This window comes from Streptomyces sp. G5(2025) (assembly GCF_049542075.1).
Taxonomy (GTDB): domain Bacteria; phylum Actinomycetota; class Actinomycetes; order Streptomycetales; family Streptomycetaceae; genus Streptomyces.
Window position 1 is genome coordinate 272,251 of sequence record NZ_JBMUZT010000006.1, and the last position, 11,608, is coordinate 283,858.

The following is an 11,608-nucleotide window of genomic DNA, read 5'->3' on the forward strand; positions in this document are numbered from 1 at the left end:
CAGGACTTCCCGGTGGCATCGGGGTGTCCCTGCCGAGGGTGTACGACTGGCCGGCCGCCGACGCCTATCGTGCCGCCGTCACCCTGCCCGCCGAGGGCGGCGAGGCGGAGCCGGCGGCAGCCGCCCGGAGCCGCCGCGGCCGAGGCGACCGCCACGCAGCTGGACCGACTGGCACGCGGAGAGGCCGACTACCTGGCGCATGCCGTCGTTCGGGCCGAACAGCCCGCAGCACGGAGGCGGTTCGGGATGTGCGGGCGGCTGGACGTCTACGACGTGGCGGGAACGGCCGCCGTGGAGCGGTCACGGGCCAGGGCCAGCTCGTCGAGTCTCCTCGACACGCGGGTGCGCAGCAGTTCGTACTCCTCGCGGCAGCGGCGGATCTCCGGCGGCCGGGCAACGGCGACCCCGTCCGTCACGGTCTCGCCCGGCAGGAACTGGCCGCGGGTCAGGTCGATCTCGACCCCCGAGGCCAAGCGGTTCCACCAGTGATACCCCGTCCGCTCACCGTCGACATGGACCTCGCCGAGTATCAACTCGCCCCCCAGCAGGTCGTTCACGACGAGTGTGGTGACGCCGCACTGGTCCCGCTCGGGATTGTCCGGCGGCCATGTCTCGCTGGAGCCAGGGTCGGCCGTGTCCGCGCCCCAACTGTCCCGCAGCGCGGCCTCGATGTCGCTCAAGCGAAGTGGTGTCATGGCGATCACTCTCGCACCCGCCACTGACAATCACGCGTCGTCACAGGTCAGGGACGTCTTCCCGGCGCGTACGACACCGTCCGCGACCGCCTTGGCGATCGCCTCGGCGTCGTACCCGGCCGCGTCCAGCACCTCCCGCGTGTCCGCCCCGGCTCCCCGCACCTCGGGCAGCACCCGGGCCGGGGTGCGGGAGAGCGACACGGGGGAGGCGAGCCCGCGGTAGTCGCCGGACTCGACCACCAGGCCTCGGTGGCGCACCTGCGGCGCGGTCAGCGCCTCGGCCACGTCGTGCACCGGGGAGGCCGGAACGCCCCGGGCGGTGAGCCGTGCCGCGAGCTCGGCGCGGGGGACGTCCGAGATGGCCCTCTCCAGCGCGGCACGCAGCTCCCCTTGGTGGCGGACGCGGTCCGGGTTGGTGCGGAAGCGCGGGTCGTCCGCGAGCCCGCGCACACCGAGCACGTCGGTGAGCGCGCCGAACTGCCGGTCGTTGCCGACCGCGATGAAGACCGGTCCGTCGGCGGCGGTGAAGGCGTCGTAGGGGGCGATGGTGGGGTGCGCGGAGCCGGTACGCCGGGGCACGGTGCCGCTCGCGAGCCAGGAGGCCGAGTGCGGATGGAGCAGGCTGACGGCGGTGTCCAGGAGGGTGCAGTCGACGAGTTGGCCGAGGCCCGAGCGGTGGCGTTCGTGCAGGGCCAGCAGGATGCCGGAGAAGGCGAGGATGCCGGTGACCTGGTCGACGACCGGTACGCCCACGCGCAGCGGTGGCCCGCCCGGCTCGCCGTTGACGCTCATCAGGCCGCCGTACGCCTGGAGCACCGCGTCGTAGCCGGGCTGCCCGCCGAGCGGGCCGTCGGTCCCGAAGCCGGTGACGCGGCAGTGGATGAGGGCGGGGAAGCGGCGGCGCAGTTCCTCGTCGGGGTAGCCCCACTTGGCGAGGGTGCCCGCCTTGAAGTTCTCGACGAGGACATCGGTGTCGCGCAGCAGGGTGTCGAGGATGTCCCGGCCCTCGGGCACGGACAGGTCCACGACGATGTTCTTCTTGGCCCGGTTGAGGTTCTGGTAGTACGCGGAGGTGTCCGGCGCGACGAACGGCGGCCCCCAGCCCCGGGTCTCGTCACCGGCCGGTGGTTCGACCTTGATGACGTCGGCTCCGTGATCGGCGAGCATCTGCGCGCAGTAGGGGCCGGCCAGGACGCGGGACAGGTCGAGCACCTTGAGCCCGGCGAGGGCGGGCGCGGGCGGCGGAGTCGTCATCAGCAGTCAGCTGCCGCTGTCGGCGCGAAGTCCATGGATCACTGCCCCAGTTCGTACACACGGTCGCGGAGTCGGATGTCCGTGAGGCTAGGAGCCGCGTGATCGCCAGGTCAAGAGCGGCTCCGCACGCAGGCAGTTGCTGTGCACGCGGCAGTGCGGACACTGTGAGTCGTCGGTGTTCGGCCGGGTCAACGGCGTGGTGTCGACCGCGGCCGCCCGGCCGGTGCCGGCTGGCGGGCAGCCGCGTTCCGTGGTCGCGGTGGCGGGGCCCCACGTCGCGTACGGCGCGACGGCTGACCGGGAACGCGGAGGCTCTCGTCGGGCCCACGGACGCCGTCGCGGCCCGGCCGGGTGCGGCCGGGGCCCACCGTCACTGAGAGCACAATATGTTCATGTCACCCTCGCACCCGGTCCGCCTGATCACGGCCGATGAGATCCGCACCGCGCGGCTCGACCTCGTACCGCTGCGCGTCGAGCACGCCACCGAGATGGCCGTCGTACTCGGCGATCCTGCGCTGCACGGCTTCATCGGCGGCTCCCCCGACGACGCCGAGGCCCTGCGCAACCGCTACGGGCGGATGGTCGCGGGCTCGCCCGAGCCCGGCGTTTGCTGGTGCAACTGGGTCGTCCGCTCCCGGGAGGGCTCCCGTTCGGACGCGCCCGCGTGCCTGGTCGGTACGGTGCAGGCCACGGTCGTCCCCGGCACGCGGGGGCCCCTCGCGGAGATCGCCTGGGTGATCGGAACCCCCTGGCAGGGGCGCGGCTTCGCGTCGGAGGCGGCCCGTGGCCTGGTGGCCTGGCTGGCGGGACAGGGCGTGCGGACGCTCGTCGCGCACGTCCACCCGGACCACGGCGCGTCCGCGGCCGTCGCGGCGGCGGCAGGTCTCGCCGCCACGGAAAAGGTCCACGACGGCGAGACCCGCTGGGAGGCGTCCCTCTAGGGGGAGTTCAGCAGGGGCGGTCGCCCGCGATCGCGACCCGTTCCGCGACGCGGCGGTGCGGCGCGTAGTCGTCGACGGCGTAGTGCTGGGTCGCGCGGTTGTCCCAGAAGGCGACGTCGCCCGCCTGCCAGTGGAATCGCACCTGGTACTCCGGCACATGGGCCTGTCGTACGAGGAAGCTCAGCAGACGGTCGCTCTCCTCCCTCTCCATGCCGACGATGTGCGTGGTGAAGGAGGTGTTGACGAAGAGCATCCGCCGCCCGGTCTCCGGATGGGTGCGCACCACGGGGTGGGTGACGGGCGGGAAGCGGTCCTGGAGCGGGGCCAGCCGTTCGGGTCCGTAGAAACGTGCGAAGCCGGGGATGAAGTCGTGGACGGCCCGCGCCCCCTCGATGCGTTCCTTCACGGTGTCGGGGAGGTTGTCGTACGCGGCGGCCATGTCCGCCCACAGCGTGTCACCGCCGTACGGCGGCACCTCGCGCAGCTGCAACACGGCACCGAGAGCGGGGCGTTCGCGGAAGGTGACGTCCGCGTGCCAGACGTTCTCGTACGTCGATGTGGCGCTGCCCCCCTTGTCGAAGCGGACGACGTCGTCGGCGGAACCGCGGGCGAGCAGTGGATTGGTCTCCAGCTCGCCCCAGTTGAGGGCGAAGGCGCGCTGCTGCTCGGCCGTGATGGCCGCGCCGCGGAAGAACAGGACCTTCCACTCCAGCAGCGCGCGGTTCAGCTCCTCGCGCAGGGCGGGCGTGAGGGGCCGCGCGAGATCGACGCCGCGGATCTCGGCGCCGATGAGACGGCCTCGGGGCACGACGTCGATCAGTTCGTACGGCCGCTCCTGCCACCCCTCGGGCAGTCGGCGCAGGGTGCGGCGGCCTTCGTACATGCCGTCGGCGGGGACGCGGGCTTCCCGCAGCGGGGCATGGGGCAAGGCGGTGTGATCGGTGACAACCGGGTTCGTGGCAGCCATGGGGAGATGATCCTTCGGGGTGCGGAAACGGGCGGGCCGGGCGGAGCGGAACTCCGTACGGCTAGCGGCCCGATCGCTCGCACCCGCGCCGCCACGGGACGCCGAACGTCCGTACGGCGGCGGTCAGGTGCTGGATCATGGTCGTCATTGTGCGGCGCCACTCGCCCCAGGTCAACCGCCTCCGGGAGCTCAGCGCTCCTGAGCCGGCAGCCGCAGCACTCCCCCGTACTCGTAGATGCCCTTGTTGAGTTCGGTGGCGCCGAGGTAGGGCACGAGGTCGGGGTCGACGGGGGCGAGCGGCGGTTGCTGGGGGTCGGGGCGCCAGTCGACGAGGTTCACGAGGCCCGGCTCCAGCGGTTCCAGGCCGGCGAAGAGGGCGTCGACCTCGGCGAACGTGCGGGTCTGCCACGGGACGCCGCCGCCGGAGATGTGCGCGGTCATGGCCGCGCCCCGGGCGGGATCGTCGGCGACCACCTGCGAGAAGCCGAGGAGGCTGCCGGGCGCGGCCCGGTCGATGACGGTCCGCAGGACGCGGGCCGGCCCGTCGGCGTCGGTGAGGTGGTGCCCCACGGAGAGGAAGAGCACGGCGAGCGGCTCGTCGAAGTCGATGAGCCGCACGAGGTCGGGGTGGTCCAGGATCGCCTTCTGGTCGCGCATGTCGCCGGTGATCACGGTGGTGGAGGAGTCGTCGGCGAGCAGCGCGCGGCCGTGGGCGAGGACGATCGGGTCGATGTCGACGTAGACGACGCGGGCGTCCGGGACGAAGCGCTGCGCCACCTGGTGGACGTTGTTGTCGGTGGGCAGGCCGCAGCCCATGTCGATGAACTGGCGGATGCCCGCCTCACGCGTCAGATACCGCACCACGCGGAAGAGGAACTCGCGGTTCTGCCGGGCGATGTCGACGCACTCCGGGAACGACGGCAGAGTGGAGAGCAGGAAGCCCCGGTCGACCTCGTAGTTGTCCTTGCCGCCCAGCATCCAGCCGTAGGCGCGTGCGGAGGTCGGGATGTCGTACGGAATCGAGGGACGGGATTCCGTCCCGGACCGGTTCTCGCTGTCCACAGCGCGCTCTCCACCTCTCCCGTGGAGTTCACGGAATGTGTGCCGTCGGCGTGACACTATCCGGTGATCCCCGTTCGGGTGAACGGAAGGCGGAAACCGCAACACCCCTGTGCCGGGGGGCGGTTGAGGCGCCGACCGGGCGTGGGCGCGCCGGGATCCGCCGGGGTGGACAGTGGTGTGCGCCACCCGCCCGCCATCCTGGCCGTCGCATGGCGCATGATCGTGGCCAGAGCCATCCGTACCCAGAGAGGACCTTCCATGGAAGACCGCTTCGACGTCGTCGTACTCGGAGCAGGACCCGGCGGCTATGTGGCCGCCATCCGCGCCGCCCAGCTGGGCAAGCGGGTAGCGGTCGTCGAGGAGAAGTACTGGGGCGGTGTCTGCCTCAACGTCGGCTGTATCCCGACGAAGGCGCTGCTGCGCAACGCCGAGCTGGCCCACCTCTTCACGCACGAGCAGAAGACGTACGGCATCAAGGTCGACGGGCAGGTGACCTTCGACTACGGCGAGGCGTTCAGCCGCAGCCGCGCGGTCGCGGACGGCCGGGTCAAGGGCGTCCACTTCCTGATGAAGAAGAACGGCATCACGGAGTTCGACGGCCGGGGCACGTTCCTGGACGCCAACACCCTTCAGGTGGCGAAGTCCGACGGCACGACGGCCACGATCGGCTTCGAGAACTGCATCATCGCCACCGGCGCCACGCCCCGGCTGCTGCCGGGCACGAGCCGCAGCGAGCGCGTGGTGACGTACGAGGAGCAGATCCTCGCCGATTCCCTGCCGCGTTCCATCGTGATCGCGGGCGCGGGCGCGATCGGCATCGAGTTCGCCTACGTCCTGCACAACTACGGCGTGAAGGTGACGATCGTCGAGTTCCTGGACCGCGTCGCGCCGCTGGAGGACGCGGACGTGTCGAAGGAGCTCGCGAAGCAGTACCGCAAGCTCGGCATCGACGTGATGACCTCGACGCGCGTGGAGTCGATCGACGAGTCGGGCGAGCAGGTCCGGGTGACCGTCACGGGCAAGGACGGCAAGCAGCAGACGCTGGAGGCGGACAAGGTCCTCCAGGCCATCGGCTTCGCACCGAATGTCACCGGCTTCGGCCTGGAGGCGACGGGCGTGGCGCTCACCGAGCGCGGCGCGATCGACGTCGACGGCCGCTGCCGGACGAGCGTCCCGCACATCTACGCCATCGGTGACGTCACGGCGAAGCTGATGCTGGCGCACACCGCCGAGGCGATGGGCGTCGTCGCCGCGGAGACCCTCGCGGACGCCGAGACGATGGAACTCGACTACCCGATGATCCCGCGCGCCACCTACTCGCAGCCGCAGATCGCGAGCTTCGGCTGGACGGAGGCGCAGGCCAAGGAGAAGGGCTTCGACGTCAAGGTCGCCAAGTTCCCCTTCCAGGCCAACGGCAAGGCGCACGGCCTCGGCGACACCGTCGGCTTCGTGAAGATCATCAGCGACGCGAAGTACGGCGAGATCATCGGCGCCCACCTGATCGGCCCGGACGTGACCGAGCTGCTGCCCGAGCTCACCCTGGCCCAGCAGTGGGACCTCACCGTCCACGAGGTGGCGCGCAACGTCCACGCGCACCCGACGCTGGGCGAGGCCGTCAAGGAAGCGGTGCACGGCCTGGCCGGGCACATGATCAACTTCTGACGGCGCCGGACCCGGACCGAGAGGGACCCAGGGAGACCGGGGGCGCCCCGCCGCGACGCGAGTGACTCGCGAGTGACCGAAATCGAGTGGCTCAAGTGGCGGGGCCGCCCGGACCGGCCGATGCTGGGCGGAACACGACTGTTATGCCTCGGGGGCGAGGAGAGGCAGTAGCCGATGTTCTCTGGTCTGGGCCGTTTCGTGGTCCGCCGCCCTTGGTGGATCATCCTGGCGTGGGTGGTGGCGGCCGGTGCGGTGATCTCACTGGCGCCGAAGCTCACCTCCAGCAGCGACGAGGCGAGTTTCCTTCCCGGCCATTACGAGTCGATCCGCGCGGCGGACGTGCAGGAGAAGGAGTTCCCGAAACAGCGGAACGTGGGGGCCATCATCGTCTTCGAGCGGTCCGACGGCGGAAAGCTGACGGCCGCCGACTCCGCCGACGTGGTCCGCGTCTCCAAGGATCTCCAGGCGAAGAAGATCGAGGACGTGCAGGGTGTCGTCCCCGGTGAAGTCTCGCCCAACAAGCTGGTGCAGACGTCGGTCGTCGCGATGCCGAAGATCACCGACCCCGAGGACACCTCGCAGCAGGACGCGGTGGAGCGGCTGCGCAAGGACCTCAAGCCGGAGCTGGACGGCACGGACCTGTCGGCCGGGATCACCGGTTCCGCGGCCCAGGCCCTCGACGAGCGGGACGCCTCCGAGCGCGCCGGCATGCTCGTCGGGGTCGGCACGATCGCCATCATCATCGTGCTGCTTCTGGTCATCTTCCGCAGCCCCATCATCGCGCTGTTGCCGGTCGTCCTCATCGGCCTGGTCTCGCCGATGGCGACCGGATTGATCGCCGCCGCCAACAAGGCCTTCGACATGAAGGCGGACTCCTCCATCCAGGAGCTGCTGACCGTCGTCCTGTTCGGTGTCGGCACGGACTACATCCTGTTCCTGCTCTTCCGCTACCGGGAGGCGCTGCGAGCGGGCGAGGAACCCAAGGGCGCCATGGTGCACGCCGTGGAGCGGGTCGGTGAGGCCATCACGTCGGCGGCGGGCGCCGTCATCGTCGCCTTCGCCGCGCTCACGCTCTCCTCGCTCGGCATGCTGCGCTCGATGGGCCCGGCGCTCGCCATCGCCGTCTTCTTGACGCTGCTGGCCGGTCTCACGCTCGTTCCGGCGGTGGTGTCGCTGCTCGGCACGAAGGTGTTCTGGCCGTCGAAGTCCTGGCAGCGGGAGCCGCACGGCAGCGGTTTCGCCCGGCTCGGCACGTCGATCGCCCGCAAGCCCGCCGTGTGGGCGGTGGTCTCGGCTCTGCTCATGGGCGCGCTGGCGCTCGGCGCGCTCGGCTACAAGGCCAACTTCGACCTGGCCGGGTCCTCGCTGCCCAAGGACAAGGAGTCGATGGTCGCCATGCGGGACCTGGAGAAGGGCTTCCCCGCCGGCTCCACCGACCCCACCTCCGTCTACCTCTCCTCGACGAACGACGAGCCGCTGACGCAGGCGGAGTCCGCCGCCTTCCGCGAGCGGCTCGGTGATGTCCGGGGCGTCGGCGAGGTCGCGGCGCCGCGCCTGAACCCGGACCGCACGACGGCCTCGTACTCCGTGATCCTCTCGGACCCGCCCGCCTCCGACAAGGCGCTCTCCACCCTCAAGGACCGGTTGCGCCCCGCCGCCCACGACGCGGCGCCGGATGGCTCCCAGGCGCTGGTCGGCGGCACGACAGCGGTGTACGTCGACATCAACAAGGCCGTGGGCCGCGACTATTCGGTCGTCTTCCCCGTGGCGGCGCTCGCCATCATGGTGATCCTCGGCCTGCTGTTGCGCAGCCTGGTGGCGCCCTGGTATCTGATGCTGTCGGTCGCGCTCGGTTTCGGCGCGACGCTCGGCGCGACCTCGCTGATCTTCCAGCAGCTCGGCGACCAGCCGGGGCTGATGTTCATGCTGCCGGTGATCATGTACTTGTTCGTGGTCGCACTGGGCACCGACTACAACATCCTCATGGTGTCGCGCCTGCGCGAGGAGGCGCGTGAGGGCCGCGATCCGCACGACGCGGCGGGCACGGCGGTAAGGCACTCGGGCCCGACGATCGGCTCGGCGGGCGTGATCCTCGCCGGTACGTTCGCGACGCTGATGCTGGCGGGCAACTCGACGCTCTCCCAGATGGGTTTCTCGCTCTCCTTCGGCATCGTCATCGCCGCCTTCGTCATGGCGGCGGTCTTCACGCCCGCTCTGACGGCCCTCATCGGGCACGCCGCCTGGTGGCCCGGCCACGGGGACCAGAAGCGGAACGGCTCCTCCGGGGCGGCCCCGCCGGGCCCGGAGGGGGAGCGGGTGGGGGTACGTCGCGGGCGGGGTGAGCGAGCGGAATCCGGGGCGGCGCTCCACGCCCCGCCGCCCCACCGTTCACGGTCGCTTCAGCCGCGTACGACGCCCGTGAGCGTCCCGCTCAGTGCCACGCACACCACACCCGCCCCCACGACCACGCAGACCTCCGCGACGCCGAACCCCGCCGCGGCGGCGGTGACGGCGGCGGCGCCCAGCGGCCCGAGGGAGTAGTGCGTGGTCCAGAACGCCGCGGTGACCCGGCCGAGCAGGTGACTGGGCGTCACTTCCTGGCGCAGGGACATCGAGCAGATGCCCGCGACACCGGTGGCGAGCAGCATGCCCGCCGAGAGCGCGCCGATGACCGGCACGTCCTCGGTCAGCCCGAAGCAGGCGACGGCCACCCCGCCCAACGCGGTGGCACCGACCCAACTCGGCCCGAACCCAAGGCGTTTGCGTACGCGGGTCACCACGAAGGACGCGAGGATGGTGCCGATGGTCCCCGCGCTCAGCACATAGCCCACGGTGTCGTCCCCGTGGCCGAGGTCCTCCTTCACGCGGAAGATGACGACGTCGGTCATGCCGTGCGTGAGGAAGATGAACAGGGACAGCAGCACGGTCAGCGGCCGCAGGACGGGATGCGCCCACAGAAAGCGGATGCCCGCGAGGAACTCCCCTCGGACGCCTTCCCGTTCGCCCCTCCGCCCGTCCCCCGGCGGTGACGGTGTGGGCGTCGGCCGCAGCTTCACCAGCAGCAGCCCCGCGGCGGAGAATGCGAATGTCGCGGCGTCGACCCCGATGGCGGCGACCGGTCCGAACGCGGCGGTGACGAAGCCCGCGAGGGTCGGCCCGCCGACCGTGGCGACGGCGTACGACCCGGACAGCTGGGCGTTGGCCCTGGTGATCTGGTCGGGTTCGACGATGGCGGGCACCACGGTCACGTACGCCACCCGGAAGAGCATGGCGAAGCCGCCGGCCAGCGGGACGACCGCGTAGATCAGCCACATGGGCGTCGCGAAGAGCCAGACCAGCGGAATCGTCGCGTACAGCACGCACCGCGCCACGTCGGTGACCATGAGGAGCCCGCGCCGGTCCACGCGGTCGGCGATCACCCCGGCGAAGAGCCCGGTGACGATGGAGGCGACACCCGTCAGGCCGGTGACCAGACCCATCTGCACGATCGAGCCGGTGGTGTGCAGCACGAGCAGCGGAATCGCCACGAACGAGAAGGAGTCCCCGAGGGCGGAGAGGGTCTGGATGGCCAGGAACGCGCGGTAGTCGGGATTGGCCCAGAGGGAGGCCTCCGGCTTGTCGCGGCCGGTCATCGCCCCGCGGCCTCGGCACGCTCAGCGGACTCGGCACGCTCGGCGGCCAGCGCCTCGGTGACCGCCTTGCGGCCCGCTTCGCGGAACACCCCTGGATGTGCGTCGACTTCTTGCACCCACGCACGACGCACCCGCACGGCACGGTCCTGCCCCGCGAGCCCTTCGCGCACGCCCTCCTCCAGGGCCTCGGCGAGGTCGGCGGGCAGGGCGTCGGCGCCGAGGGGATTGATGAACGCGTACGCACCCGTCGCGCGCTCCACATCGAGGGTGACGCGCGCCCAGCCGCTGCCGCAGCTCGTCTGTTCTCGGACGGTGGCGGTCCGCCGGACGGGGAGGACGGCACGTGCCGACGCCATGGCGCGGGCGGCGAGGTCGTACTGCGTACGCCAGTCGGTGTCGGGGAAGCTGAGGACGATCCGGTCGGCTCCCGCCCGCGCGAACTCCACGAGCTTCTCGGCGGCCCGCTGCGGTGTGCCCTCGACGAGCATGGCCGCCGCGCGCTCGGCGTCGATGCCGTAGCGGTGCGCCACTCCGCCGGCCGTGGACCCGCGGCGTTCGCCGGTGCCGGGGGCGTCGAGGGTGGCCGGAACGGCGACGCTCACCCAGGGGGCCGTGTCGTAGGTCTCGGCGGCCAGTGCGGACAGGCGCGGGATCATCCGTGCGAGATACGCGGGAGAGACGAGGTTCGGGAACCAGCCGCCGTGGCGGATCGCGCGCCGCAGGTCGGCCTCGGACTCGCCGCCGATCAGGAAGGGCGACCATCCCACGCCGGGCCGGAGGCGCAGTTCCGCGTCACCGATCTGCGTCGGGTACCCCAGCAGCAGGCTCCGCAGCTGCTCCAGCGCCCGGTCGGTCCGCTCGTCCCTCTCTTCGTACGGCACTCCGGTCGCCGCCCAGACGGGCGTGTCCACCACGCCGCCGCGCCACTGCGCCCAGGCGCTGCCGCCCGCGTCGACACCCACCAACAGCCGCCGCCGGGAGAGGAATTCGAGGCTCGCGAGCTGCTTCGCGAGGAGGGCGACCTGATGGACGGGAAGGGTCAGGACGCCGTGGCCGAGCCTGATGCGGGTGGTCACCGCGGCGGCCGTGGCGAGGGTGACGGTGGCATCCAGCATCGGGGCGTGTCCCGTGAGGTGGTCGCTCGCCCACACGGACTCGAACCCCAGCTCCTCGGCCCGGCGCGCGGCCGCGGCGAACTCCGGGGCCTGCCCCTCCCCCTCCCCGTCCGCGTGCAGCATCGGCAGGAACACCCCGACATCGACAGCCACTTGCCGCCCCCACTCCCCCGTCGTCCCCGAACTGCCCGCGGGTGTCCGCGGGCCCGGGGATCACGCTAGTTCAGGGGTGCCGGTCGGGGCGAGGCGGGCATCGGACGCCGGCGGTGTTCAGGCGGCC

The 11,608-nt window shown here is 71.6% G+C and carries 8 protein-coding genes and 2 pseudogenes; 4 read left to right on the forward strand and 6 right to left on the reverse strand.

Features of this window, described 5'->3' with window-relative positions:
* Positions 1–129 precede the first annotated feature (129 nt).
* Positions 130–270, forward strand: a pseudogene (locus ACOBQB_RS11925) (cupin); the annotation flags it as partial.
* Here ACOBQB_RS11925 and ACOBQB_RS11930 read toward each other — a convergent pair.
* Both ACOBQB_RS11930 and ACOBQB_RS11935 read right to left on the reverse strand, forming a co-directional pair.
* A complete protein-coding gene (locus tag ACOBQB_RS11930) occupies positions 267–695 on the reverse strand; it encodes a YunG family protein (RefSeq protein ID WP_423591272.1) in 429 nt (142 codons plus the stop codon). The pseudogene ACOBQB_RS11925 and the gene ACOBQB_RS11930 sit on opposite strands and share 4 nt — an antisense overlap.
* A gap of 30 nt (positions 696–725) precedes the next feature.
* Positions 726–1,949 (reverse strand): CaiB/BaiF CoA transferase family protein, encoded by a 1,224-nt coding sequence (locus tag ACOBQB_RS11935; RefSeq protein ID WP_423591274.1) that lies wholly within the window; start codon positions 1,947–1,949, stop codon positions 726–728.
* Between the two features lie 392 nt (positions 1,950–2,341).
* Between ACOBQB_RS11935 and ACOBQB_RS11940 the strand changes: the two genes are divergently transcribed.
* The gene (locus tag ACOBQB_RS11940) at positions 2,342–2,890 is read left to right on the forward strand and encodes a GNAT family N-acetyltransferase (protein ID WP_423591276.1); all 549 of its coding nucleotides are present in this window, start codon (positions 2,342–2,344) and stop codon (positions 2,888–2,890) included.
* Positions 2,891–2,897: 7 nt separating this feature from the next.
* Here the strand turns inward: ACOBQB_RS11940 and ACOBQB_RS11945 are convergent, their stop codons facing one another.
* Both ACOBQB_RS11945 and ACOBQB_RS11950 read right to left on the reverse strand, forming a co-directional pair.
* Positions 2,898–3,773 carry a TauD/TfdA dioxygenase family protein gene (locus ACOBQB_RS11945; protein ID WP_423598428.1) on the reverse strand — a complete coding sequence of 292 codons (876 nt, stop codon included), beginning with the start codon at positions 3,771–3,773 and terminating at the stop codon, positions 2,898–2,900.
* Between the two features lie 273 nt (positions 3,774–4,046).
* Positions 4,047–4,919 carry an SAM-dependent methyltransferase gene (locus ACOBQB_RS11950; RefSeq protein ID WP_423591277.1) on the reverse strand — a complete coding sequence of 291 codons (873 nt, stop codon included), beginning with the start codon at positions 4,917–4,919 and terminating at the stop codon, positions 4,047–4,049.
* Between the two features lie 258 nt (positions 4,920–5,177).
* Here ACOBQB_RS11950 and lpdA point away from each other — a divergent pair, with 258 nt between their 5' ends.
* Positions 5,178–6,581, forward strand: a complete 1,404-nt coding sequence (gene lpdA, locus ACOBQB_RS11955; RefSeq protein WP_423591279.1) for a dihydrolipoyl dehydrogenase — start codon at positions 5,178–5,180, stop codon at positions 6,579–6,581.
* A 174-nt stretch (positions 6,582–6,755) separates the two neighbouring features.
* On the forward strand, positions 6,756–9,122 hold the full coding sequence (locus tag ACOBQB_RS11960; RefSeq protein WP_423591281.1) for an MMPL family transporter: 2,367 nt from the start codon (positions 6,756–6,758) through the stop codon (positions 9,120–9,122).
* Here ACOBQB_RS11960 and ACOBQB_RS11965 read toward each other — a convergent pair.
* Both ACOBQB_RS11965 and ACOBQB_RS11970 read right to left on the reverse strand, forming a co-directional pair.
* Positions 9,083–10,213: pseudogene (locus ACOBQB_RS11965) on the reverse strand (MFS transporter); the annotation flags it as partial. The gene ACOBQB_RS11960 and the pseudogene ACOBQB_RS11965 overlap by 40 nt on opposite strands.
* Positions 10,210–11,481 (reverse strand): LLM class flavin-dependent oxidoreductase, encoded by a 1,272-nt coding sequence (locus ACOBQB_RS11970; RefSeq protein WP_423591283.1) that lies wholly within the window; start codon positions 11,479–11,481, stop codon positions 10,210–10,212. The pseudogene ACOBQB_RS11965 and the gene ACOBQB_RS11970, both read right to left, overlap by 4 nt.
* Positions 11,482–11,608 lie beyond the last annotated feature (127 nt).

Coding starts and splice junctions, on each gene's coding strand:
- ACOBQB_RS11930 (WP_423591272.1), bottom strand. CDS start 695: ATGACACCACTTCGCTTGAGCGACATCGAGGCCGCGCTGCGGGACAGT.
- ACOBQB_RS11935 (WP_423591274.1), bottom strand. CDS start 1,949: ATGACGACTCCGCCGCCCGCGCCCGCCCTCGCCGGGCTCAAGGTGCTC.
- ACOBQB_RS11940 (WP_423591276.1), top strand. CDS start 2,342: ATGTCACCCTCGCACCCGGTCCGCCTGATCACGGCCGATGAGATCCGC.
- ACOBQB_RS11945 (WP_423598428.1), bottom strand. CDS start 3,773: ATGTACGAAGGCCGCCGCACCCTGCGCCGACTGCCCGAGGGGTGGCAG.
- lpdA (WP_423591279.1), top strand. CDS start 5,178: ATGGAAGACCGCTTCGACGTCGTCGTACTCGGAGCAGGACCCGGCGGC.
- ACOBQB_RS11960 (WP_423591281.1), top strand. CDS start 6,756: ATGTTCTCTGGTCTGGGCCGTTTCGTGGTCCGCCGCCCTTGGTGGATC.